Annotated in this window: 23 protein-coding genes; 14 read left to right on the top strand and 9 right to left on the bottom strand. The window is 64.8% G+C overall.

The genetic code is table 11. The annotated features are described in order from the left end of the window. The first annotated feature begins 2 nt into the window (after window positions 1-2). From AWB72_RS06660 to mdcH, 6 genes are read left to right on the top strand one after another with little or no spacing between them, the layout of a single operon-like run. Window positions 3-869: a triphosphoribosyl-dephospho-CoA synthase gene (locus AWB72_RS06660; protein ID WP_040053390.1), complete on the top strand. Its 867-nt coding sequence runs from the start codon at window positions 3-5 to the stop codon at window positions 867-869. Window positions 870-904: 35 nt separating this feature from the next. After that, on the top strand, window positions 905-1,207 hold the full coding sequence (locus AWB72_RS06665; RefSeq protein ID WP_040053338.1) for a malonate decarboxylase subunit delta: 303 nt from the start codon (window positions 905-907) through the stop codon (window positions 1,205-1,207). Beyond that, on the top strand, window positions 1,204-2,046 hold the full coding sequence (locus tag AWB72_RS06670) for a biotin-independent malonate decarboxylase subunit beta (RefSeq protein WP_040053337.1): 843 nt from the start codon (window positions 1,204-1,206) through the stop codon (window positions 2,044-2,046). The genes AWB72_RS06665 and AWB72_RS06670 overlap by 4 nt, the downstream gene beginning before the upstream one ends. Next, window positions 2,043-2,858 carry a biotin-independent malonate decarboxylase subunit gamma gene (gene mdcE / locus AWB72_RS06675; RefSeq protein ID WP_040053336.1) on the top strand — a complete coding sequence of 272 codons (816 nt, stop codon included), beginning with the start codon at window positions 2,043-2,045 and terminating at the stop codon, window positions 2,856-2,858. Before AWB72_RS06670 ends, mdcE begins: the two co-directional genes overlap by 4 nt. Next, window positions 2,858-3,487 carry a malonate decarboxylase holo-ACP synthase gene (locus tag AWB72_RS06680; RefSeq protein ID WP_040053389.1) on the top strand — a complete coding sequence of 210 codons (630 nt, stop codon included), beginning with the start codon at window positions 2,858-2,860 and terminating at the stop codon, window positions 3,485-3,487. Before mdcE ends, AWB72_RS06680 begins: the two co-directional genes overlap by 1 nt. Beyond that, entirely contained in the window at window positions 3,484-4,419 is a 936-nt protein-coding gene (gene mdcH, locus AWB72_RS06685) for a malonate decarboxylase subunit epsilon (RefSeq protein WP_040053388.1), read from the top strand. The genes AWB72_RS06680 and mdcH overlap by 4 nt, the downstream gene beginning before the upstream one ends. Window positions 4,420-4,555: 136 nt before the next feature. Here the strand turns inward: mdcH and AWB72_RS06690 are convergent, their stop codons facing one another. Further along, entirely contained in the window at window positions 4,556-5,452 is an 897-nt protein-coding gene (locus AWB72_RS06690) for a pirin family protein (RefSeq protein ID WP_040053335.1), read from the bottom strand. A 138-nt stretch (window positions 5,453-5,590) separates the two neighbouring features. Continuing rightward, complete coding sequence (locus AWB72_RS06695; protein ID WP_040053334.1) at window positions 5,591-6,229, bottom strand: hydrolase; 639 nt, start codon at window positions 6,227-6,229, stop codon at window positions 5,591-5,593. A 204-nt stretch (window positions 6,230-6,433) separates the two neighbouring features. On the opposite strand from AWB72_RS06695, the gene AWB72_RS06700 reads away from it, so the two are divergent. Together AWB72_RS06700 and AWB72_RS06705 are read left to right on the top strand one after the other, a co-directional pair. Next, complete coding sequence (locus tag AWB72_RS06700) at window positions 6,434-7,330, top strand: LysR substrate-binding domain-containing protein (protein WP_040053333.1); 897 nt, start codon at window positions 6,434-6,436, stop codon at window positions 7,328-7,330. Between the two features lie 178 nt (window positions 7,331-7,508). Then, window positions 7,509-8,102 (top strand): ParB-like protein, encoded by a 594-nt coding sequence (locus tag AWB72_RS06705; protein WP_040053387.1) that lies wholly within the window; start codon window positions 7,509-7,511, stop codon window positions 8,100-8,102. Between the two features lie 26 nt (window positions 8,103-8,128). Here AWB72_RS06705 and AWB72_RS06710 read toward each other — a convergent pair whose 3' ends face one another. After that, window positions 8,129-8,821, bottom strand: a complete 693-nt coding sequence (locus tag AWB72_RS06710) for a TetR/AcrR family transcriptional regulator (protein ID WP_040053386.1) — start codon at window positions 8,819-8,821, stop codon at window positions 8,129-8,131. 226 nt (window positions 8,822-9,047) lie between these two features. Here AWB72_RS06710 and AWB72_RS06715 point away from each other — a divergent pair, with 226 nt between their 5' ends. The 5 genes from AWB72_RS06715 (at window position 9,048) to hydA (ending at window position 16,088) form a co-directional block, all read left to right on the top strand. Then, entirely contained in the window at window positions 9,048-10,316 is a 1,269-nt protein-coding gene (locus AWB72_RS06715) for a Zn-dependent hydrolase (RefSeq protein WP_040053332.1), read from the top strand. A 90-nt stretch (window positions 10,317-10,406) separates the two neighbouring features. After that, window positions 10,407-11,741, top strand: coding sequence for an NAD(P)-dependent oxidoreductase (locus AWB72_RS06720; RefSeq protein ID WP_040053331.1), 1,335 nt, complete (start codon window positions 10,407-10,409; stop codon window positions 11,739-11,741). 15 nt (window positions 11,742-11,756) lie between these two features. Then, the gene (gene preA / locus AWB72_RS06725; RefSeq protein WP_040053330.1) at window positions 11,757-13,043 is read left to right on the top strand and encodes an NAD-dependent dihydropyrimidine dehydrogenase subunit PreA; all 1,287 of its coding nucleotides are present in this window, start codon (window positions 11,757-11,759) and stop codon (window positions 13,041-13,043) included. Between the two features lie 55 nt (window positions 13,044-13,098). Then, window positions 13,099-14,595, top strand: coding sequence for an NCS1 family nucleobase:cation symporter-1 (locus tag AWB72_RS06730; protein ID WP_040053385.1), 1,497 nt, complete (start codon window positions 13,099-13,101; stop codon window positions 14,593-14,595). Between the two features lie 41 nt (window positions 14,596-14,636). Next, the gene (hydA, locus tag AWB72_RS06735) at window positions 14,637-16,088 is read left to right on the top strand and encodes a dihydropyrimidinase (RefSeq protein WP_040053329.1); all 1,452 of its coding nucleotides are present in this window, start codon (window positions 14,637-14,639) and stop codon (window positions 16,086-16,088) included. A 1-nt stretch (window position 16,089) separates the two neighbouring features. On the opposite strand, the gene AWB72_RS06740 is transcribed toward hydA, so the two are convergent. The 5 genes from AWB72_RS06740 to AWB72_RS06760 all read right to left on the bottom strand — a co-directional run bounded on the left by AWB72_RS06740 (window position 16,090) and on the right by AWB72_RS06760 (window position 21,341). After that, window positions 16,090-17,400, bottom strand: coding sequence for an amidase (locus AWB72_RS06740; RefSeq protein WP_040053328.1), 1,311 nt, complete (start codon window positions 17,398-17,400; stop codon window positions 16,090-16,092). A gap of 2 nt (window positions 17,401-17,402) precedes the next feature. Then, on the bottom strand, window positions 17,403-18,380 hold the full coding sequence (locus AWB72_RS06745) for an ABC transporter substrate-binding protein (protein ID WP_040053327.1): 978 nt from the start codon (window positions 18,378-18,380) through the stop codon (window positions 17,403-17,405). Further along, window positions 18,377-19,189, bottom strand: a complete 813-nt coding sequence (locus tag AWB72_RS06750; RefSeq protein ID WP_040053326.1) for an ABC transporter permease — start codon at window positions 19,187-19,189, stop codon at window positions 18,377-18,379. Before AWB72_RS06750 ends, AWB72_RS06745 begins: the two co-directional genes overlap by 4 nt. Next, window positions 19,182-20,042: an ABC transporter ATP-binding protein gene (locus AWB72_RS06755; protein ID WP_040053325.1), complete on the bottom strand. Its 861-nt coding sequence runs from the start codon at window positions 20,040-20,042 to the stop codon at window positions 19,182-19,184. The genes AWB72_RS06750 and AWB72_RS06755 overlap by 8 nt, the downstream gene beginning before the upstream one ends. Before the next feature lie 564 nt (window positions 20,043-20,606). Further along, on the bottom strand, window positions 20,607-21,341 hold the full coding sequence (locus tag AWB72_RS06760) for a Crp/Fnr family transcriptional regulator (protein WP_040053384.1): 735 nt from the start codon (window positions 21,339-21,341) through the stop codon (window positions 20,607-20,609). 513 nt (window positions 21,342-21,854) lie between these two features. On the opposite strand from AWB72_RS06760, the gene AWB72_RS06765 reads away from it, so the two are divergent. After that, window positions 21,855-22,019 carry a hypothetical protein gene (locus AWB72_RS06765; RefSeq protein WP_208863120.1) on the top strand — a complete coding sequence of 55 codons (165 nt, stop codon included), beginning with the start codon at window positions 21,855-21,857 and terminating at the stop codon, window positions 22,017-22,019. 4 nt (window positions 22,020-22,023) lie between these two features. On the opposite strand, the gene AWB72_RS06770 is transcribed toward AWB72_RS06765, so the two are convergent. Further along, window positions 22,024-22,725 (bottom strand): SDR family NAD(P)-dependent oxidoreductase, encoded by a 702-nt coding sequence (locus tag AWB72_RS06770; RefSeq protein ID WP_040053383.1) that lies wholly within the window; start codon window positions 22,723-22,725, stop codon window positions 22,024-22,026. Window positions 22,726-22,750 lie beyond the last annotated feature (25 nt).

A 22,750-nucleotide genomic window follows, 5' to 3' on the forward strand; every position in this document is an offset into this window, starting at 1 on the left:
CGATGAACGCCATTTCCCTTTTGCGCCGCGACGCCGAAGCATTCGTCGCGCCGCCGCTGACCATCGCGACACACGCCGTCGATGCGCTCGTCGCCGAGGCGCGTCTTACGCCCAAGCCCGCGCTCGTCGATGAACGCGGCAGCGGCGCGCATCGCGATCTCAATCTCGACACGATGCTGCGCTCCGCGCATGCGCTGCAACCGACCTTCCTCGCGATCGCGCGCGCCGCGTGCGGCGTGCAGCCTTCGCAGGCGTTGCGCGAGCAGCTGGCGCGCATCGGCCGCGAAGGCGAATGTTCGATGATGCGCGCGACGAACGGCAGCAACGCGCATCGCGGCGCGATCTGGATCGTCGGCCTGCTCTGCGCGGGCGCGGCGATGCACGCACCGGACGACAGCGACGCGATCTGCACATCCGCCGCCGCGATTGCGCAGTACGACGACCGCTACGCGCCCGCGTCCGTCGCGACGAGTCACGGCGCGCGCGTGAGCGAACGTTATCGCGTGGCGGGCGCGCGTGGCGAAGCGCGCGAGGGCTTTCCGCATGCGCGGCTTGTCGGCCTGCCCGCGCTCGATAACGCCCGCGCGCGCGGCCTCGCCGAATCCGATGCGCGGCTCGATGCGCTGATCGCGATCATCGCGTCGCTGGACGATACATGCCTGCTGCATCGCGGCGGAACGACGGCGCTCACCACGGCGCAACGCGGCGCGAAGCGCGTGATGCGCGCAGGCGGCGCCGGCACGAACGAGGGCCGCGCCGCGCTCGCACGGCTCGACGCCGAATTGCTGGCGCTGAACGCATCGCCGGGCGGCGCCGCCGACCTGCTCGCCGCGACGCTCTTTCTCGACAGTCTCAGGCGCCTCGCCTGAAAGGCACCACGAAGCGCATCGAAGAGGAACGAACGATGGAAAACATGCGATACGAATACCCGGCCAAACGGCCCGTCACGCGCCGCGCGCATGTGGGCGTGGTCGGCTCGGGCGATCTCGAAGTGCTGCTCTCGCCCTCGCAGACGGCGAACGCGGAAGTGGTGATCCGCACGAGCGTCGATGGCTACGGTCATGTGTGGAAGAGCGTGCTGGACCGCTTCTTTCAGCGCTACGACGGCGCCGCGAAAATCGAACTCAACGACTTCGGCGCGACGCCCGGCGTCGTGATGCTGCGCCTCAACGAAGCGGTGGAAGCGAGCGAAGGAGACACGGCATGAACGCGCACGACACTTTTCTCGCGCGGCACAGCTTCATCGAGCTGACGGCGCGCGAACGCGCACGCGCGCTCTTGGACAAGGGAACCTTCCGCGAATTGCTCGGGCCGTTCGACAAGCTCGAATCGCCGTGGCTCGCGATGCAGAACATCGTCTGCCAGGCCGACGACGGCGCGGTGATCGCGCGCGGCACGCTTGGCGGCGAACCCGCGGTAATCGCCGCGATCGAGCCTGCGTTCCAGGGCGGCAGCATCGGCGAAGTGTCGGGCGCGAAGATCGCGGCGGCGCTGGAAATGGCCTTGAGCGAATGCGAAGCCGGCCGTCCGATTCGCCCCGTCGTGCTGTTCGAAACCGGCGGCGTGCGCCTGCAGGAAGCGAACCTGGGGCTCGCGGTCATCGCCGAGATTCAGGCAGCGATCGTCGCGTTGCGGCGTCATGTGCCGGTCGTCGGCGTGATCGGCGGAATGGTCGGCTGCTTCGGCGGCATGTCGCTCGCGGCGGCGCTGTGCAGCGCGCTCGTGATGACGCGTCAGGCGCGCCTCGGCATGAACGGACCGGAAGTGATCGAGCAGGAAGCGGGCATCGAGGAACTGGATTCGGGCGATCGCCGCCTGATCTGGTCGATGATCGGCGGCGAGGAACGCGTCGCGGTCGGGCTGGCGGACACGCTCGTCGAAGACGATACCGATCAGGTGCGCGACGCCGTGCTCGCCGCGTTCACGCGCGGCGTGCCGAAGCGGCATCGCACCGAGGACGTCGACGGTTACCTCGCGCGGCTCGCGCAAGTGAATCCCGACGCCATCGATCCCGACACGCTGCGCAACCTCTGGGGCACATCATGACCGACACGCTTTCCCGTGGCGCGCGCTGGCTCGACGCGCTCGCGTCCGATTCCGCCGGGGCCGAAAGCGGCCCGGTTCGCGCCCGCGATGGGCAGCTCGGCGGCGAGCGCGCGCGTTTCATCGCCGTCGTGCCCGATCCGCAGAACCGGTTCCCGCGCGCGACCGATAACGTCGTCGGCCTCGAACAAGGCTGGCTGCTTGCGCGCGCCGTGCGCGACGTCATCGGCGCCGACCGTGATGCCGGCGTGAAGCGCCCGGTCGTCGCCGTCGTCGACGTGAAGAGCCAGGCGTACGGACGCCGCGAGGAACTGCTCGGCATTCATCTTGCCTGCGCGGCCGCCGTCGATGCGTACGCAAGCGCGCGCCTTGCCGGGCATCCGGTGATCGCGCTGATCGTCGGCCCGGCGATGTCGGGCGCGTATCTCGCGCACGGCTATCAGGCGAACCGCATCGTCGCGCTGGACGCGCCCGGCACCGCCGTTCACGCAATGGGCAAGGAAGCCGCCGCGCGCGTCACGCGTCGCAGCGTGGAGAGTCTCGACGCGCTCGGCGACACCGTCTTGCCGATGTCCTACAAGATGAGCGCGTATGCGAAGCTCGGGCTGCTGCACGAGCTGATCCAGGACGTCGATGCCGATGCGCCTTCTTCCGCCGACATCGAGCGCGTGAAGGCATCGCTCGCCGCTGCGGTGAAGGATGCGCGCGACGGCTCGCGGGATCTGTCGAACCGGCTCGCTTCCGCCGATGCAAAGCGCACGCGCGCCGCGTCGATCGAAGTGCGCAGGCGCATGCGCGAGCAGTGGAGCGCGTGATGCACCGCGCGCCGCGTCCGCACGATCTGCTGCGTCTCGCGCCCGGCACGCCTGCTTTCGCCGATGCGCCCGCGTGGGTCGCCACGGCGCTCGCGCGCGCGCCCTTCGTCGTCGTGCGGCGCGCACCGCGCATCGGCGACGCCATCGCGGTCGGCGTGCGCGGCGGCACGCGCGGCGAACGCTTCGGCACGTGGATCGAGCCGCGCTGGATCGACGCGCTTCTCAGCCCCGAAGATCTGCACGCGCGTGCGCCGGATTCGGCGCGCGCCGCCTTGCCCGCGTTCGCGCTGCTGCGCGCGGTAGCGCCGATCATCGACGCGCGCGGTCTCGACTGGGGCCCGGCGGGCAGCGCGGGATTCGAGCTTGCGAGCGCGCTGCCGACGATCACGCCTGACAGCGACCTCGACATCGTCGTGCGCACGCCGACGCCGCTGCCGCGCGCCGATGCGTCATCGCTCTTCGACGCGCTCTCGCACGCCGCGCGCCACGCGGGGACGCGCATCGACGTGCAACTCGAAACGCCCGACGCGGCCTTTTCGCTCGCCGAATTCGCGCGCGCGAATCTGCGCGTGATGCTGCGCAGCGCCGATGGCCCGCGCCTCGCGATCGATCCGTGGGCGGCGACATGATCGCGTATCTCTTTCCGGGGCAGGGCGCGCAAACGCCGGGCTTCCTGCATCGGCTCGGCGGCGACCGGCCGCATCCGGGAATCGCGCGCACGCTAAACGAGGCATCGGATGCGCTCGGCGAAAACGTGCTCGCGCTCGATACGGCAGACGCGCTCGCATCGACCGTCGCGGTGCAGGTCGCGCTTGTGGTCGCGGCCGTGGCGGGCGCGCGTGCGCTTGCCGACGAAGGCATCGAGCCGGAGGCGGTCGCGGGGCTTTCGGTGGGCGCGTACGGCGCGGCGGTCGTGTGCGGTGCGATCGCCTTCGCCGACGCGCTGAAGCTCGTGCGCCTGCGCGCCACGCTGATGCAGAACGCGTATCCGCACGGCTACGGCATGCTCGCGGTGCTCGGCCTGAACGAAACGGAACTGGCCCGCGCGATTGCCGACAGCGGCGCCGACGCCTACATCGGCAATCTGAACGCGCCGCGCCAGATCGTCGTGTCGGGCAGCGACGCCGCGCTCGCGCAGGTCCGCGACATCGCGCTCTCGCGGGGCGCGCGCAAGGCCGAGCGCCTGTGCGTGAGCGTGCCGTCGCATTGCGTGCTGCTCGACGACGCCGCCATGCAGTTGACCGAAGCGGCGCGGGACGTGCGGATGGGCGCGCCGCGCATTCCGTACGTCGGCAATCGCGGTGCGCGCGTGCTGCGCCACGCCGATGCCGTGCGCGAAGACCTCGCCACCAATCTGCGCTATCCGGTGCGCTGGCACGATTCCACCGTCGCCCTATCCGAACTCGGCGCGACGGTTTTCGTCGAGATGCCGCCGGGCCAGACGCTTTCCCAGCTTGCCACCGAGGCGCTGCCGGACGCCGCCGCGATCGCGATGGACGCGTCGCCAGCCGCATCGGTCGCCGCCCGCGTGCGTGCCGCTTGCCGACGCGCACAGGCGTGACGCAATCCGGCGTACGTTGCAAGTCAAAAAAAAACCGGCTCGGATCGAGCCGGCTGAAAGGGTTCTGGCCAAATTCCGGGGGCCGAGCCAGAACCTGAGAGAACGACGCGAACGCATGGCGACGGCGTCCGGCGAATCAACGCATCGAGTCTTGACTCCGGTCCGCCGCCGCCATTCTCCCGAACCTTCCACTGTTGAAGTCTTCGACCGCCGCGCGAATCTCTTCGCTCGTGTTCATGACGAACGGACCGTATGCGGCCACTGGTTCTTCGATCGGCTCGCCACTCAGCACGAGCACCACGGCATCGCTCGCGGCTTCCAGATGCACGTCCGTGCCATCTTTCCCGAGCAGCACCATTTCTGCGTCGCTGACGACTTGCTCGGAGCCGTTGACGCGGACTTCACCGTGCAGCACGACGAGGATGAGCGCTCGTCCTTCCCGCAGGCGCAACGTCGCATCGCGTCCTGCATTGAGCCGCACGTCGAGAACGTCCATTGGCGTGAAGGTACGCGCGGGGCCGTTCTTGTCCGCATAATTGCCGGCGATCACCCGGACGTATCCGGCGCGCTCCGGAAGATCGACCGACGGAATCTGCTTCGCCACGATGCTCTGATAACCGGGCGCCGTCATCTTGTCCCTGGCGGGCAGATTGACCCAGAGCTGAACCATTTCGAGCGTCCCGCCTGCTTTCGCGAAGCCGCGCGAATGGAACTCCTCGTGCAGGATTCCGGAACCCGCTGTCATCCATTGCACATCGCCGGGGCCGATCTGACCGCCGCCGCCGGTCGAGTCGAGGTGCTCCAATTCGCCCTGGTACACGATGGTCACCGTCTCGAAGCCACGGTGCGGGTGTTGTCCGACGCCCTGACGGCGGGCGGTCGGCGCGAAGTCGTGCGGACCCGCGTAGTCGAGCATCAGGAACGGACTCGTGTGGCGGCCCATCGTGTGATGTGAAAACAGCGTGCGCACCGGAAAGCCGTCGCCGACCCAATGCGAGTCCGGATTGCTGTAGATACCGAAAATCTTTTTCATGTCGGATGCCCTGTAGAAAAGTCCGTCGACCTGTTTTGGATGCACACAAGGTAGTGGCGGAACGGTGAGGGCGGTAGAGGGCGAAATCGATTTTCTGTGTCCCACCGCTGGAACGCTGGAAACGCGGGGCGCGCAACCTCAACTCTTGTCGTACGCGAACTGAATGCCGGCCGTGCCGCCGGTTTCGATGAACAGGTTGATGAACGCAGGAACGGTCTCGCTGCGTGCCCAGTCGCGCTGCAACTCGCAGAACATCTGCGCGACGCTGATCATCTTGCCGCCGGCCTGCTCGATGCGGCGCAACGCCGCTTCGTGCGCCGCGACGGACGTGCCGCCGACCGCATCGACGACGACGTAGACCTCGTAGCCCGCCTTCAGCACATCGAGGGCCGGGAAGGTGAGGCAGGCTTCCGTCCAGAGCGCAGTCATGATGAGCTTCATGCGGCCCGTCGCCTCTACGGCCTTGCGGAATTCCACGTCCTCCCACGAATTGATGCTCGTGCGATCGTAGGTGGGATATTCGCTGAGCGCCGCGCGGAGTTGCGGGATCGGAGGCTTGTTGAGGCCGGTCTTGACGTTGACCGTCGAATGAATGATGGGCAGCTTGTACGCGTCCGCAGCCTTGGCGGCGCCCACGATGTTGTTGACCAGCAGTTGCCGATCCATCGACGCGATGGAATTCACTTGAACCGGCTGATAGTCGATGACGATGAACGCCGAATTCTGCGGGGTCAGCAGATGATCGCTCGCGGGGTCGCGGATCGGTTCGCTTGCCATGATTGTCTCCAGTGCGGGAAGGAGGTGGGAATCGGGGATCGGGGATCGATGTGCGATGCATCGGAACTGCATGCAGGCACAATCCTAGTCGCGCGAGGTGGACGGGTCGAGTGCAGTAAATTGCCGACTGTGTCCTATGAGAGGAACAACGAAGCGATGTCCATGCGGCCTGGCGCTGTCCAGGCATCTGCCGGAGGGAGACAAATGGACGACCTCAACGACATCTATTACTTCGTGAAGGTGGTCGACAATCACGGGTTCACTCAGGCCGGCCGGGCGCTCAACATGCCGAAGTCCAAGCTGAGCCGGCGCGTCGCGGAACTCGAGGAAAAATACGGCGTTCGCCTGCTGAACCGGTCCACGCGACACTTCTCGGTGACGGAGATCGGGCAAGAGTTCTACGAGCGGTGCATCGCGGTGCTCGTGGAAGCCGATGCCGCGCGCGAGGTCATGGAGCGCAGGCTTTCCGAGCCGCAAGGGATCGTGCGCATGAGTTGCCCGACGACGCTGCTGGAATACCGCATTGGAGCACTCGTCGCCGACTTCCTGATGCTGTATCCGAAGGTTCAGATTCATCTCGATGCGACCAATCGCCGGGTCGACGTCCTCGGCGAAGGTCTCGATCTGGCATTGCGCGTGCGTTTTCCGCCGCTCGAAGACAGCGGCCTCGTCATGCGCGTCCTTTCGGGCAGTCCGCAGCGGCTCGTCGCCGCGCCCGCGCTCATGAAACGGCACGAACACGTACTGCATCCGGCCGATCTGTCCGGCATGCCCAGCCTCGACTGGGGGCCGCATCGCGATCACGCCTGGGCCTTGGTCGGCCCCGACGCAGCGCAGGCACGCGTGCCACATTCGCCGCGCTACATCACCGACGACATGACCGAACTCCGGCAGGCCGCGCTGAAAGGCGTCGGTGTCGTGCAGTTGCCCTACATGGTCGTCGAGACCGAACTGGAGAGAGGCGGCCTCGTCGACGTCTTGCCACAGTGGAAGCCGAAGGGCGGCGTGGTCCATGCCGTTTTCCCATCGCGAAGGGGGCTGCTGCCGGCGGTGCGGCTGCTGATCGACTACATTGCGACGCATATTCGGAAAGACGAGTAAGCGTCCTGGCTGCGTTCGGACGTTCCCTTCCCTGCAGCGGCTCGGCGGTTGCCGGGGAAGGGCGCTTCTCGAAAGGAAAGCTGACGCGGCCCTTTCAGGCTGAGTCAAACGCGGCGCAAAAGTTGCTAAAAGCCGAACGAACGCTCCCGACATCGAGCAAAGCGGATCGGAGAAGATGATGAAAACGGTAAAGATCGCTCGACTACGCCCGACTCAACTGACTCACGGAATGCGCGAAGTGCGCCAGAAGGCGAAGACTTACGCGTCCTTGAAGGGACACGAACTTCAGATGGCGATCGCGGAGAAACCCATTCCCATCGTGTGCGGCCCGGATGACGAGCCGTATGCGACTGACCATCATCACGTTGCCGCAGCGTTGTGGATTGCAAAAATCGAGCGTGTTCCAGTCGTTCTTCTCGAGGACTTGTCCGCGTTATCGAGGGCCGAATTCTGGTTGACGCTGGAAAACAAGCGCTGGACTTATCCCTACGACGCGAATGGCCGGCGCGTCTCGTTCTCGGAGATGCGCAAGCATGTTTGGGATCTCGACGATGATGTCTTTCGCAGCCTGTCCGCCTCGGTGCGTGAAGCGGGTGGCTACGAGAAGACTTCGGTCCCGCTCGAGGAATTTCGATGGGCCGATTTCTTTCGAAATCACCTGCCGAAACCTGACAGTGATAGTGAGTTCGACTCACTGGTTAAGAAAGCAGTAAGGCTCGCGCAAAGTAAATCGGCGCTCGGGCTTCCGGGTTATCTGGGACCGGTTGAGTGAGTTCATAGCGGGCCGCTCGTCGCAATTCACTTTGACGCGGCCGCAGGCGACACCGCTCCGCATGCACGAATCACGAGACGCACCACTTCCTCCGTTTCCTCGTCGAAAGCCTTCTTGTTCAGCGCGCGCGTGCCTTTGAGCGCGCGTATCTGCGCATCGAAGTCCGCGTAATGTTGCGTGATCGCCCAGATCAGGAACATGAAGGTCTTCGGATCGACAGGCGCGAGCAGCCCGCGATCGATCCACGCACGAATGACGGCCACGCGCGTATCGAGCCACGGCTTCACGCGCGCATCGAGTATGTCGCGCATGTGTTCCGCTCCGTGGATCATCTCGCTGGCCCAGACCTTCGAGCCGAGCGGCCGCCGGCGCGATAGCTCCATCTTCGCGCGCACGTATCCGCCGATGGCGATCACGGGATCGTCGCTGCATTCGAACGTATCCGCCGCGCGATGCCAGTCTTCGAAGAGGTCTTCGAGCACGCGCCGATACAGCGAGAGTTTCGTCGGAAAATAGTAGTGCAGGTTGGCTTTCGGCAGGCCCGCGCGCTCCGCGATCATGGCCGTGCTCGCGCCTTCCAGCCCTTTCTCCGCGAACACGGCTTCGGCGCATTCAAGCAGACGCGCCTCGTTCGACTCGCGGATATGCGCCTTGCGCCGCCTGGGCTGCATGGAGCGAGCCGTGGCCTCTTCTTCATGCGTCGTCGTTGTAGTCGTCATGGCGCGTTCGGGTCGTCGTGCATCCATTGTATGTATGTCGGCCAGCGCGCGATGGCACGCTTCTCGCTCTCGGGCCGGCCGCTCACGCTTTTTAGAAAGACGTTGATTTGCTTATTTTAATCGGCTACAACCTGTCCATCCGGACAAGATTTGCATCCGGTTTGTCAGAACAAAAAACGCATCAGTAAGTCCCCTCAAACGAAGTCGACGCTCCGGAGCAACGCGAATGAACGCTGTCACAGATGCAGTGGGAATCGCAGGTTTCGATACATCGATCAGAATCAACGGCCCCCGTCTGTGGGACAGCCTCATGACGATGGCGAAGATCGGCGCCACACAAAAGGGCGGCGTCTGCCGTCTCGCGCTGACGGACCTCGACCGCGAAGGGCGCGATCTCGTCGTCAGTTGGGCGAAGGAAGCGGGCTGCACCGTCAGCGTCGATCAGATGGGCAATGTCTTCATGCGGCGTGCCGGGCGCAACCTGGACGCGGCTCCCGTCATGACCGGCTCCCACGCGGATTCGCAGCCGACCGGCGGCCGCTTCGACGGCATCTACGGCGTGCTGGGCGGCCTGGAAGTGCTCCGCACGCTGAACGATCATCGCATCGAGACGGAGCATCCTGTCGAACTCGTGATCTGGACCAACGAGGAAGGCTCACGCTTCGCGCCGGCGATGGTCGCTTCCGGCGTGTTCGCGGGCGTGTTCTCGCTCGAATACGGGCTGTCGCGCGCGGACGTCGACGGCAAGACCATCGGCGAGGAACTGAAGCGCATCGGTTATGCGGGCGACGTGCCGTGCGGCGGTCGCAAGGTGCATGCGGCCTTCGAGCTGCATATCGAGCAGGGGCCGATTCTCGAAGCGGAGAACAAGACCATCGGCGTCGTCACCGATGCACAAGGCCAGCGCTGGTACGAGATCACGCTGACCGGCCAGGAAGCGCACGCGGGCCCCACGCCGATGCCGCGCCGCAAGGACGCGCTGCTGGGTGCATCGCGCGTGGTGGATCTGGTGAACCGCATCGGCCTCGACAACGCGCCGCTCGCCTGCGCGACGGTCGGCATGATGCAGGTGCATCCGAACTCACGCAACGTGATTCCGGGGCGCGTGTTCTTCACCGTCGATTTCCGCCATCCCGACGATGCCGTGCTCGCGCGCATGGATGCAGCGCTGCGTGAAGGCGTCGCGCGCATCGCGGACGAAATTGGTTTGCTCACCGCGCTCGAACAGATCTTCTACTACGAGCCCGTCAAATTCGATGCCGACTGCGTCGCGTCCGTGGGCGCGGCGGCGAAGCGTCTCGGCTATTCGCACCGGGACATGGTGTCGGGAGCGGGCCACGACGCGTGCTATCTCGCGCAGGTCGCGCCGACCGCGATGGTCTTCGTGCCTTGCGTCGATGGCATCAGCCATAACGAGATCGAAGACGCGACGCCCGAATGGATCGAGGCGGGCGCGAACGTGCTTCTGCACGCCATGCTGGAACGCGCTTCGTAGTTCACGGCGGTCTTCGTTTGTTTGTCCGGAAACGGCGGTCGCGTGACCGCACGGGCCGAGTCACGTCCTCATATCGACGAGGGAACGCGCATGACCATCAAGACAACGGGCGATATCGCACCGCACCGTCTCTCGCAGGAAGCGCTCGCGTGCCAGTTCGCGGACGTCGCGCCGCTGCTCGACGCGACCGCGGCGGCGGCTGCATCGAGCCGCTGCCATTACTGCTATGACGCGCCTTGCGTGCAGGCGTGCCCGACGCACATCGACATACCCGGCTTCATCCGCAAGATCGGCAACGGCAACTTGAAGGGCGCGGCGGTCGATATTCTGTCGGCCAATCCGCTCGGCGGCATGTGCGCGCGTGTGTGCCCGACCGAAATCTTGTGCGAAGGCGCCTGTGTGCGCAATCATCAGGATGACGAAGCAGTTGCAATCGGCGCGCTGCAACGTCACGCAACCGACTGGGCGATGGCACGCGGCGAGCCGTTGTTCCGGCGTGCGCCCGAGACGGGGCGAAGCATCGCGATCGTCGGCGCGGGACCGGCTGGGCTCGCCTGTGCGTATCGGCTCGCACTGGCGGGGCATCGCGCGGTGGTCTTCGATGCGCGGGAGAAACCGGGCGGTCTCAACGAATACGGCATCGCGGCTTACAAGACAGTGGACGACTTCGCGCAGCGCGAGATCGAGTGGCTTCATGCGATAGGCGGCATCGAGTTCAGGAACGGCATCGCGCTCGGCCGTGACGTCACGCTCGATGAACTGCGTCAGCAATACGATGCCGTGTTTATCGCGTTCGGTCTCGCGGGCACGCGTGAACTCGCGCTCGACGGGGAAGCGCTGCATGGCGTGATGAACGCGGTCGATTTCATCGAACAAGTGCGCCAGGCCGACGACCTCGCGAGCGTGCCGGTGGGCCGGCGCGTGGTCGTGATCGGCGGCGGCAACACCGCCGTGGACGCCGCCGTGCAGAGCCGCAAGCTCGGCGCGCAAGCAGTGACGATGGCATACAGGCGCGGCATCGAGCACATGAGCGCGACGTGGGCCGAACGCGAGTTCGCGCAGACAAGCGGCGTGACGCTCGTGACGCACGCGAGTCCGAAGCGCTTGCTAGGCGATGCGGGACTTGTCACGGGCGTCGAATTCGAAGGCCCGGGCGGCCATTTCGTCATCGATGCCGACATGGTGTTGAAGGCGATCGGACAAACGCTGGTCCCGGTCGGCATTGCGCGGGAGTTGTTGACGCTCGACGGCGGGCGCATCGTCATCGACGAAAACCGTCAGACGACGCTCGCCAAGGTCTGGGCCGGCGGCGACTGCTCCACGCACGAGGGACCCGATCTCACGGTGCAAGCCGTGCAGGACGGGAAGATCGCGGCGGCATCCATCGATGCGTCGTTCGCGCTTACCGCCATCAAAGCCGCCTGACGGGGACACGAGAACATGGCCGATCTGACTTGCAACATCGCGGGCATTGCATCGCCGAATCCGTTCTGGCTCGCGTCCGCGCCGCCGACCGACAAGGCCTACAACGTGAACCGCGCGTTCGAAGCCGGCTGGGGCGGCGTCGTATGGAAGACGCTCGGTCTCGATCCGCACGTCGTCAACGTGAGTTCGCGCTATGGCGCGGTGCAGTGGAACGGGCAGCGCATCGCGGGGCTGAACAACATCGAATTGATCACCGATCGCCCGCTCGACGTGAACCTGCGCGAGATCGCGCAAGTGAAGCGCGACTGGCCTGACCGCGCGCTGATCGTCTCCCTGATGGTTCCGTGCAACGAAAGCGACTGGAAGTGGATTCTGCCGCAAGTGGAAGACACGGGCGCGGATGCCGTGGAGCTGAACTTCGGCTGTCCGCACGGCATGAGCGAGCGCGGCATGGGGGCGGCGGTGGGACAAGTGCCCGAATACGTCGAGATGGTCACGCGCTGGGTCAAGGAAGCGACGAAGCTGCCGTGCCTCGTCAAGCTGACGCCGAACATCAGCGATATCCGCATGGGCTCGCGGGCGGCGTACAAGGGCGGTGCGGACGGCGTTTCGCTCATCAATACGATCAACTCCATCGTCGCGGTGGATCTCGACCAGATGGCGCCGATGCCGACCGTCGATGGCAAGGGCACGCACGGCGGGTATTGCGGACCGGCGGTGAAGCCTATCGCGCTCAACATGGTGGCGGAGATCGCGCGCGACAAGGAGACGCCCAACCTGCCGATCTCCGGCATCGGCGGTATTTCGAACTGGCGCGATGCGGCGGAGTTCATCGTGCTCGGCGCGGGCAGCGTGCAGGTCTGCACGGCGGCGATGCATTACGGCTTCCGGATCGTGTCCGATCTCGCGGACGGCCTTTCGAACTGGATGGACGAGAAGGGCTACGCCACGCTCGACGACATTCGCGGCCGCGCCGTGCCGAACGTCACGGACTGGAAATACCTCAATCTCAAGTACGACATCAAGGCGCGTATCGATCAGGACAAGTGCATCAAGTGCGGCCTGTGTCATATCGCTTGCGAAGACACATCGCATCAGGCCATTACGAAAGAGAAGGACGGCGTGCGTCATTTCGAAGTCGTCGATGCCGAATGCGTCGGCTGCAATCTGTGCATGCACGTGTGCCCGGTCGAGCAATGCATCACGATGGAGCGGGTCGATGCCGGCGAATACGCGAACTGGACGACGCATCCGAACAATCCCGCGCGCGTGGACACCGAAGAACCCGCCAAGGCCGCATAAAAAATAAATCAATTGCAGCGCTCGTCATTTGAACCTCACCGCCGGAGTGCATCCGATGAATCAGACAGCGCATGACTTCGATGTCGAAACACGCAGCAGCTTGTACAACGACGACCTCGCGCCCACGGGTCCCGCGCAGCGCACCTGGAAGTGGTATCACTTCGCGGCGTTGTGGGTCGGCATGGTGATGAACATCGCGTCGTACATGTTGGCGGCGGGACTCACGGAGCAGGGCATGTCGCCGTGGCAGGCGGTCGCGACCGTGCTGCTCGGCAATGTCATCGTGCTCGTGCCCATGTTGCTCATCGGTCATGCGGGCGCGAAGCACGGCATTCCGTATGCGGTGCTCGTGCGCTCGTCGTTCGGCACGCAGGGCGCGAAATTGCCTGCGCTGCTGCGCGCGATCGTGGCGTGCGGCTGGTATGGCATTCAGACATGGCTCGGCGGCAGCGCCATTTATACGCTTCTGAATATTCTCACCGGTAACGCCCTGCATGGCGCGGCATTGCCGTTTCTCGACATTTCCGTCGGGCAGCTTGCATGCTTTCTCGTCTTCTGGGCGTTGCAGATCTACTTCATCGTGCACGGGACGGATTCCATTCGCTGGCTCGAAAGCTGGTCGGCGCCGATCAAGGTCGTGATGTGCGTCGTGCTCGTGTGGTGGGCGACGTCGAAGGCGGGCGGCATCGGTTCGATGTTGTCCGCGCCTTCGCAATTCGTCGCGGGCGGCAAGAAAGAGGGGCTGTTCTGGGCGACGTTCTGGCCGGGCCTCACGGCAATGGTCGGCTTCTGGGCGACGCTCGCGCTCAATATTCCCGACTTCACGCGCTTCGCACGCTCGCAGCGCGATCAGGTGATCGGCCAGTCGATCGGCTTGCCCGCGCCGATGGCCTTGCTCTCGGTCATCTCGGTCGTGGTGACGTCGGCGACGGTGGTCATCTATGGCAAGGCCGTATGGGACCCCATCGATCTGACGAGCCGCATGACGGGCATCGGCGTCGGCGTTGCGCTGGTGATTCTCACGCTCGACACCATGTGCTGCAATCTCGCGGCGAATCTCGTCGGCCCCGCGTATGACTTTTCGAGTCTGTGGCCGAAGGGCATTTCGTATCGCGCGGGCGGCATGATCACGGCCACGATCGCCATCGTCATGATGCCGTGGAAGATTCTCGCGACCACGCAGGGCTATATCTTCACGTGGCTCGTCGGCTACTCGGCGTTGCTCGGACCCGTCGCCGGCATCATGATGGTCGATTACTTCTTCATTCGCGGCACGCGCCTCGATTCGCGCGAACTCTTCGACGAAAACGGCGAATACAGCTACAGCAACGGCTGGAACATGGCGGCGGTCGGGGCCTTGGTGGTCGGCGTCTTGCCGAATCTGCCGGGCTTCCTGCACACGGCGTTTCCCGCTTCGTTTGCCGGCGTGCCCGCTGTTTTCAACACGATTTACACCTACGCGTGGTTCGTCGGACTCGTGCTGGCGGCCGTCGTCTATGGCTGCTGGATGAAACTGCGCGGAAGCCCGCGCGCGGGAATGATGCGAGCCTAGCCGGCACGCGCGACACCGAACGTGAATGGAGGAACGTGACGATGCCCATATTGCTTCGCGGCGGAACCATCATCGATGCTGACCGCACCTACCGGTCCGACGTGCTATGCGCCGATCCGCAAGACGGCGGCAAGATTCTCGCGATAGGCGAGAACCTCGACGCGCCATCGAACACGCAACAGATCGACGCCGCCGATCAGTACGTGATGCCCGGCGGCATCGATCCGCACACGCATATGGAACTGCCTTTCATGGGCACGACCGCGAGCGACGACTTCTACACCGGCACCGCGGCGGGGCTGTCGGGCGGCACGACGAGCATCATCGACTTCGTGATTCCGAGTCCGAAAGAGCCGCTCATGGATGCGTTCAGGCAATGGCGCGGCTGGGCCGAGAAGGCATCGGCGGATTATGGCTTTCACGTCGCCGTGACGTGGTGGGACGAGTCGGTTCATCGCGATATGGGACTGCTCGTCCACGAACACGGCGTATCGAGCTTCAAGCACTTCATGGCGTACAAGAACGCAATCATGGCCGACGACGAAGTGCTCGTGAACAGCTTCACGCGCTCGCTAGAACTCGGCGCGCTGCCGACGGTTCACGCCGAAAACGGCGAGCTGGTCTTTCAGCTGCAGAAGCAACTGCTCGCGAAGGGGTTCAGAGGACCGGAAGCGCATCCGTTGTCGCGCCCGCCCGAAGTCGAGGGAGAAGCCGCGAATCGCGCGATACGCATCGCACAAGTGCTCGGCGTGCCGATATACATCGTGCATGTATCGGCAAAAGATGCGGTCGATGTCATCGCACGCGCGCGCAACGACGGTCTGCGCGTGTTCGGCGAAGTGCTGCCGGGGCATCTCGTCATCGACGAATCCGTCTATCGCGACCCCGACTGGACGCGCGCGGCCGCGCACGTGATGAGTCCGCCGTTCCGCACGGGCGAGCATCGCGAGGCGCTGTGGCGCGGCCTGCAATCCGGTCAGCTTCACACCACGGCGACCGATCATTGCGTGTTCTGCGCATCGCAAAAGGCGATGGGGCGCGATGACTTCACGAAGATTCCCAACGGATGCGGCGGGGTGGAAGATCGCATGTCGGTGCTGTGGCATCACGGCGTCAACATGGGGCGGCTCACGCCGAACGAGTTCGTGCGCGTCACATCGACGAACGCCGCGCAGATTTTCAATCTCTATCCGCGCAAGGGCGCGGTGCAGGTCGGCGCGGATGCCGATCTCGTCGTGTGGGACCCGAAGGCCACGCGAACGATATCCGTGAAGACGCATCATCAAAAGGTCGACTTCAACGTCTTCGAGGGCATGACCGTGCAAGGCGTGGCGACGCACACGCTCACGCGCGGCGCGCTGGCCTGGACCGATGGCGACTTGCGCGCGGTGCGCGGTGCGGGGCAATACCTGAAGCGTCCGCCGAACGCGTCGTATTTCGAGGCGGCGCGCGTGGCGAAGAAGTTGCGCGAGCCGCATCCGGTGGAACGGTGAATCAATCGGTGACGACGCGTCCTTCGAACTTCAGCATGCCTTCGATGCGCGCGGCAACGCGCAGCAGTTTCGCGTCATCGCCGAAAGCGCCGACGATCTGAAAGCCGAGCGGCAGATTCGCATCGCTCCAGCCGGACGGCACATTGACCGCGGGCGCGCCCATGAGACTCCACGGCGCGCAGAAGCGGGCGTCGCCGGTATCGGCGTGTCCGTGAGGCGCTTCACCGCTGGCGGGCAAGGTCACGAGCGCGTTGCAGCCTTGCATCAGCGCGGCGGACTGCGCGCGCACCTGCGCCTGCAGCAGCAACGCCTGCTGGTACCGCGCGAGCGGCATCGCTTCGCCTTCCGCCAGCAGCAGGCGCATGTGCTCGCTCATCAGAGCGGGCGCGCGCGCGGCGACATCGCCGATGGCGCGATACGCCTCGACCGCGAGAATCGTCAGCGTCGCTTCGCGCATCTGCGGCAGGTCGGCGCCATAGTCCAGTTCGACGATGCGCGCGCCGCCTCCGCTCAGCTTCCGCAGCGACGCATCGAAGCTGCTGCGTTGATGCGGCGCGATCAGCTCGTCCCAGAACGGCGTGCGAACGACGCCGAGCGTGAGCGCGGACGTGCCGCGCGGAAAGTGATCGCGCCACGCCGCTTCGCTTTCGACCGCTTGCGGCGCGCCTTCGACGAACAGCGCATGCGCGATCGCCACGTCTTCGACCGACCGCGCGAAGAAGCCGACGTGATCGAGCGATGCCGCCAGCGGATGCACGCCTTCTGTCGGCACCGCGCGATACGACGGCTTGTAGCCGACGACACCGCAATACGCGGCCGGGCGAATGATCGAGCCGACCGTCTGCGTGCCGATGGCCAGCGGCACGATGCCCGCCGCGACCGCCGCCGCTGATCCGCTCGACGAGCCGCCCGGCGTGTGCGCGCGGTTCCAGGGGTTGACCGTCGCCGCCGGTCCGCGCCAGGCGAACTCGGTGGTCGCGGTCTTGCCGAAGACCGTGCCGCCGAGCGCGCGGATCATCGCGACGATGCGCGCGTCGCGCTCGGGCCGATGCCCGTCGTAAGCCGGCGAGCCGTAGCGCGTCGGCATGTCGGCGGTATCGGCGAGATCCTTGACGCCGATTGGCACGCCCGCGAGCGGACGCGCACGGGCGTCGCCGAAATCGTATCGGTCGGGCCGATGCACGAACGCGCGCAGCCACGGCTCCAGCGCATCGGCGCGGGCCTGCGCATCGAGCAGCGTGGCACGCGCGGCGGCTTCGTCGTTACGATTCGCGAGCAGTGTCGCGAGCAATGAGGGCGCGAGTCGATTCATCGTCACTTGCTCGTGGCTGCAGCGAACGTGTTGTCGACGCCGTTCGCATACGTGATCGCGCCGGGCTTGATGTTGCCGATCGACTCCTGCAGATCGAGCGCATTGCGGAAGGCCTGCTCGGAAATGCCGGGCGTGGCCGCGTAGATCTTCTGGTCGATGAGACGCTGAACCGCCGAATCGACGATCTTCGGATCGAGCGACGGAAACTCGGCGCGCGCGACGCTCTTCGCGGTGTCGTGCGATTGCTGAATCAGCGCTTCGGCTTCGCCGATCGACTTCACGAACGCGGCGACCATCTTCGGCTTGCTCTTGATGGTGGCGGCAAGTGTGTCGATGGTCGAGAACGCGTAGCCGCCCGGATACGCTTTCGGGAACGCATACACGATGCGGTAACCCTGTGCCAGCCCCGTTTCCGCTTGCGGCATGTAGAGCGCGGCGGCTTCCGAGCGGCCCGCGGTCACCGGCGCGAGTTCGGTGCCGATCTGCACGGTGTTCATCTTCACGTCCGCGAGCTTCTGTTCGCTGATGAGCCGTTGCAGCAGATACGTGCTCGTCGATGGCGGCAGCGCGGTCGCCACGCTCTTGCCCGCGAGATCGCCGACGCCTTTGACCGTCGAATCCTTCGGCGCGATCACCCAAACCGGCACGCCCGCGACGACGTTCGCGACGTTCACGAGCGATGCGCCCTTGAGGTTCGCGAGCATCGCCGTCATCGGGTCTTGCAGCGAGAAATCCGCGTGGCCGCCGATCACTGCCGCGACGCCCGCCGCGCCGCTGCCCGCCGTGACCTTTTGCACGGCTAGACCGTTCTTCTCGAAGATGCCCTTGTCGATGGCCACGTAGAGCGGCAGATACTGGATCGACTGAAACGCCTGATAGATCACGACCGGCTCGGCGGCCTGCGCGCATGTCGCGCCGATTCCGGATGCCACCACGCAGGCGGCCGCGATGCTGTTGAGCAGAGCGTGAGTCTTCGTCATTTTTTCTTCCAGGAAATAATCTTCGCTTCCGCGAGTTGAACGATCCAGCTGAGAACCGAGGCCATCAGGGTCAGCACGATGATGCCGAGCCAGACGGTATTGAGATCGAAAAGCGAGCCCGCGACGAACACCGCGTGACCGAGCCCCGACTGCGATGCGATGTATTCGCCGACGACCGCGCCGATCAGCGCGAAGCCGATGTTCACGCGCAGGGTCGAGAAGATCCACGGCAGCGCGCTCGGAACGATGAGCTTCGCGAAGATCATCGACGGCCTGGCCTTGAACGACTTGAAGAGATTGAGCAGGTCCTTGTCGACTTCGCGCGCGGCGGCACACGACGAGATCATCGCGACGGCGAACGTGGAGATGCCGGCAAGCCAGATCTTCGACGAGGCGTCCGAGCCGAACCAGATCACGATAAGCGGCCCGAGCGCGATCTTCGGAATGCTGTTGAGGATGACGGACAAACCTTCGGCGACGCCCGAGACTGCCGGCAGAAACCACAGCAACAAGCCCAACGCGATGCCGAGGCCGCTGCCGATGGCGAGGCCCGCCAGCGTTTCGTAGAGCGTGACCCACGTGTCGTATGCGAGCGTGCCTTGCGTCGCGCCGATGACGGCCGCCTCGTAGATGCCGGACGGCGAGCCGAGCAGCTTGCCGTTGATCCAGCCCGAGCTGACGGCGAGTTGCCAGGCGACGACCAGCACGACGACGATCCCGACGACGGCGCCCGTCGTGCCGAGCCTGGCGGGCTCGCGACGCACGGCTTTCTTCTGCGTGACGCCGGTGGAGAGAACGGCTTCAGTCATGGACGGCTCCTGCGGGAATGCTTGATTGAGCGGCTTCGGCGCTACGAGAGGTGGGTTGTCCGCGCAAGCCGTTCCAGATCCGCGCGTGATAGCCGCGGAACTCGGGCGCCTCGCGCGCGGATACGGCGGTGCGCGGTCCGTGCGTCGTCAACTCGATCTCGATCTGGTCCTCGATGCGCGCGGGACGCCCGCCAAGCAGGATCACGCGATCGCTCATCGCGATGGCCTCTTCGATGTCGTGCGTGACGAGCACGACGCTCGTGCCGCTTCGCGCACTCAGTGCGATGATGTCGTCTTCCAGCGCGAGACGCGTTTCGTAGTCGAGCGCGGAGAAGGGTTCGTCGAGCAGCACGAGCGTCGGATCGACGAGCAATGTCCGGGTGAGCGCCACGCGCTGCCGCATGCCGCCAGAGAGCGAATGCGGATACGCATCCGCGACCGCGCCGAGCCCGTAGCGCGCGAGCATCTGCCGCGCAGAGGCGACATCATCGGGCTGCACCTTGCGATACAGCTCGATGCCGAGCAGCGCGTTTTGCAGCACCGTGCGCCACGGCATCATCAGGTCTTTCTGCAACATATAGGCGATGCGGCCCGCTTCGCCGTCCGCGCGTTGGCCGACCGATATCACGCCTGATTGCGGCGTGAGCAGGCCGGAGATGAGATTGAAGAGCGTGCTCTTGCCTGCGCCGCTTCGTCCGACTATCGACACGATCTCGCCATGTCCCACGGAGAAGTCGAGTCTGTCGAAGATGGTCACGGCCGAGCCGTCGGGCGATTCGAAACCGTGACTGAGTTGTCGCACGCGCAGCGGCTCGGAGAACGTACTGGCTGCGGTTGCGTTCGATCCCTTCATGTCGTTCCTCGCAAGGTCTCGTCAAGTGAAGTAGCTGCTGAATTGCATGATGCACAATCCAAAATAAGAAGCTGTCCTTGTCAAAAAAGCTTCTATATCGGTGCGCAGGTCGTGAAGGGCGCGTCAGTGCGCCAGATGGGTGCTGCCGCGCGTTCGCGGTGCGGATGATCGAGCGAATCGGTGCGCGATGCGGTCAGACTGGTGCGTGGCGACGAGAAAAGGCGCTGGCGCGCTGATCGCTCTTGCGGGTTTGCAATGTCAGCGGAGCTTGTGAAGGACGATCAATGTCGGCAGGTCGCCGTTGAATGATGCTTCGGTAGATGAGTGCGTGGATCGAGCGCTGCGGGACGGTCGATGTCGCGGAGTGATATGCCGCTCGTGGGCTTAGGGCAGATGCGCGGTCGCTTCGGCATCGAAGCAGATCGATGCCGCGACTCTTTTCGTTCGATGCAGACGCGGTCGCGCCTATGAAGCCGATGAAGTCATGAAGTCGGTCACCTTTCGAAACCGACCATCTGGATGGCGTGACGCTGATCCCCCTTCAGCGTCACGCCAGTAACTCGGTCACACAAGCTCCTCGGTCTGACGCATGCGCGGCAGCATGCGGTCGAACTCGCGCTTGACGATGCCGTAGCACTCGCAGGCGCTGGCCTCCAGGGCGGCGCGGTCCAGCACCTTGATGCAGCCGCGGCTGTTATGGACGAGCCCTGCGTCATGCAACTTCCCTGCGGCCTCGGTGACGCCTTCACGACGCACGCCCAGCATGTCGGCGATCAGTTGCTGCGTCACGCGCATTTCGTCCGACCGCGTGCGATCGGACTGGATGAGCAGCCAGCGGCAAAGCTGCTTGCTCAGCGTATGGTGACGATTGCAGGCAGCCGTCTGCGCCACTTGCGTCAATAGCGCCTGCATATAGAGGAGCGTGACGCGCCGCAGGAAGTCGGAACGGCTGAAGTGCTGACGCAGCGCGTTCGCGCTCATTCGATAAGCGGACCCTGCGCCTTGAACCTGAACACGGGTCGGCATCGTATCGCCGCCGGTCAGCACCGGCACGCCTGTCATTCCCTCGCGGCCTACTGCGGCGACCTCGACGCAGCCACCGTCTTCCATCGTGTGCAAAAGCGTGACGACAGCGGTAATGGGAAAGTAGACGTGATGGATGCGTTTCCCGGAATCACAAAGCAACTGTCCCGTGCGTAATTGGACAAGTTCCAAATCGCAAGCGATCGCCTGCCATTCATGTGCGGGAAGTGCGCCTAATAAGTGGTTTCCGTGCAGGTCCGACTGAAGGGTCAACATACTCTCTCGTTGGTCTATGCGCCTTGCGCTTCTCATTCTCCGGCCGATTCTCCGTTCGCGATGGTTTTGGATTCGCTGAAGTGTCGACCGGCCCCTTGCACTCTCGCGCTGTCCGCTCGCAGACAGTGCTGACTGTTTTCGTGTGCCTGGTCATACATAAGCGAGAGCCGTGCCAAAGATCATACGAGCGGACCAATTGATAAATGGAATCATTTAGATAAACGAGTTTTGATTCATTTATGAATCGGCTATTTGAGGGTTTTAGACCCGGTTGAACGTATTCACCGAAATGTCGGCGATGTTTAACGTTTGCGAACTCACTCCGATCGATTAGCGCTATGAGACCGGCCATGTCGATTCGCCGGCGCCGATGGATTCAGAAATGTTGCATGCGGGAATCAAACGCTGGCTGGCGAGTGGCGCGTCGAAAGCAACGATCAGTCGGCTCAAGCGGTTCATGACGCTCGTGGATTGCAACGAGCTACGTAGAAGATGCACGGGGCGGCGAAAATCTTGCACGGCGGCATCAAGCGGCTGAAGCATCCGGCGCTCGGATCGGTCGAGCTGGACTCTTCGGCGCTTTCCGTCGATGGCAGGCCGGGTCCCGGCATGATCGTCTCCACGCCGGTCGACTGCGCGATGGCCGGGCGAATCGGCCGGCTTGTCGCGAGCGCGTGACGCTTCAGAACTTCTCCACCCACGGCCGCAGTTCCATTTCCCACGTCCACGCGCTGCGATGCTGGCGCAGCACATCGAGATAGGTTTGCGCGATGGCGTCGGGATCGAGCGTGCTGTCGGGCGCGTCGGGCGGATCGGCGCGATGCTCCGCGCGCACGCCGCCGTCGATGACGAAATGTGCGACGTGGATGCCCTTCGGCGCGAGTTCGCGCGCGGCGCTTTGCGCGAGGCCGCGCAGCGCGAACTTGCCCATCGCGAAGGGCGCGGACAGCGCGTAGCCTTTGATGCCCGCAGTCGCGCCCGTCAGCAGGATCGCGCCGTGGCCGGCCGGAATCATGCGACGCGCGGCCTGCTGGACGGCGTGGAACGCGCCGAGCGCCGAGACGGCGACCGCCTTCGCGACTTCTTCGGCATCCAGTTCCGCGATAGGTCCGCGCACGCGCCCGCTTGCGTTGTAGACGACGATTTCCGGCGCGCCGATGCGCGCTTCGGTCTCGGCGAAGAGCGCTTCCATTTGGCCGGCATCGGACGCATCGACGGGCAGGGCGATCGCGCCGGTTTCATCGACGAGCGACGCGAGCTTTCCGACATTGCGCGCGGCGATGACGACCGGAATGTTTTCGGCGCGCAGACGCCGCGTGAGAGAGCCGCTGATGCCGGGCCCGGCACCAACGATGAGGGCGCTGCGGTAGGGAAGTGTGCTCATGGCCATGCGGGTCGACTGGTGAGAG

Source organism: Caballeronia concitans, assembly GCF_001544615.1.
GTDB lineage: Bacteria > Pseudomonadota > Gammaproteobacteria > Burkholderiales > Burkholderiaceae > Caballeronia > Caballeronia concitans.

Excerpts from the sequence above, each read along its gene's own strand:
- AWB72_RS06690 (WP_040053335.1), bottom strand. The coding sequence starts at position 5,452 with ATGAAAAAGATTTTCGGTATCTACAGCAATCCGGACTCGCATTGGGTC.
- AWB72_RS06700 (WP_040053333.1), top strand. The coding sequence starts at position 6,434 with ATGGACGACCTCAACGACATCTATTACTTCGTGAAGGTGGTCGACAAT.
- AWB72_RS06770 (WP_040053383.1), bottom strand. The coding sequence starts at position 22,725 with ATGAGCACACTTCCCTACCGCAGCGCCCTCATCGTTGGTGCCGGGCCC.
- AWB72_RS06755 (WP_040053325.1), bottom strand. The coding sequence starts at position 20,042 with ATGAAGGGATCGAACGCAACCGCAGCCAGTACGTTCTCCGAGCCGCTG.
- AWB72_RS06745 (WP_040053327.1), bottom strand. The coding sequence starts at position 18,380 with ATGACGAAGACTCACGCTCTGCTCAACAGCATCGCGGCCGCCTGCGTG.
- AWB72_RS06665 (WP_040053338.1), top strand. The coding sequence starts at position 905 with ATGGAAAACATGCGATACGAATACCCGGCCAAACGGCCCGTCACGCGC.
- AWB72_RS06715 (WP_040053332.1), top strand. The coding sequence starts at position 9,048 with ATGAACGCTGTCACAGATGCAGTGGGAATCGCAGGTTTCGATACATCG.
- mdcH (WP_040053388.1), top strand. The coding sequence starts at position 3,484 with ATGATCGCGTATCTCTTTCCGGGGCAGGGCGCGCAAACGCCGGGCTTC.
- preA (WP_040053330.1), top strand. The coding sequence starts at position 11,757 with ATGGCCGATCTGACTTGCAACATCGCGGGCATTGCATCGCCGAATCCG.
- AWB72_RS06695 (WP_040053334.1), bottom strand. The coding sequence starts at position 6,229 with ATGGCAAGCGAACCGATCCGCGACCCCGCGAGCGATCATCTGCTGACC.
- AWB72_RS06730 (WP_040053385.1), top strand. The coding sequence starts at position 13,099 with ATGAATCAGACAGCGCATGACTTCGATGTCGAAACACGCAGCAGCTTG.
- mdcE (WP_040053336.1), top strand. The coding sequence starts at position 2,043 with ATGACCGACACGCTTTCCCGTGGCGCGCGCTGGCTCGACGCGCTCGCG.
- AWB72_RS06750 (WP_040053326.1), bottom strand. The coding sequence starts at position 19,189 with ATGACTGAAGCCGTTCTCTCCACCGGCGTCACGCAGAAGAAAGCCGTG.
- AWB72_RS06705 (WP_040053387.1), top strand. The coding sequence starts at position 7,509 with ATGAAAACGGTAAAGATCGCTCGACTACGCCCGACTCAACTGACTCAC.
- AWB72_RS06710 (WP_040053386.1), bottom strand. The coding sequence starts at position 8,821 with ATGACGACTACAACGACGACGCATGAAGAAGAGGCCACGGCTCGCTCC.
- AWB72_RS06720 (WP_040053331.1), top strand. The coding sequence starts at position 10,407 with ATGACCATCAAGACAACGGGCGATATCGCACCGCACCGTCTCTCGCAG.
- AWB72_RS06660 (WP_040053390.1), top strand. The coding sequence starts at position 3 with ATGAACGCCATTTCCCTTTTGCGCCGCGACGCCGAAGCATTCGTCGCG.
- AWB72_RS06760 (WP_040053384.1), bottom strand. The coding sequence starts at position 21,341 with ATGTTGACCCTTCAGTCGGACCTGCACGGAAACCACTTATTAGGCGCA.
- hydA (WP_040053329.1), top strand. The coding sequence starts at position 14,637 with ATGCCCATATTGCTTCGCGGCGGAACCATCATCGATGCTGACCGCACC.
- AWB72_RS06680 (WP_040053389.1), top strand. The coding sequence starts at position 2,858 with ATGCACCGCGCGCCGCGTCCGCACGATCTGCTGCGTCTCGCGCCCGGC.
- AWB72_RS06740 (WP_040053328.1), bottom strand. The coding sequence starts at position 17,400 with ATGAATCGACTCGCGCCCTCATTGCTCGCGACACTGCTCGCGAATCGT.
- AWB72_RS06670 (WP_040053337.1), top strand. The coding sequence starts at position 1,204 with ATGAACGCGCACGACACTTTTCTCGCGCGGCACAGCTTCATCGAGCTG.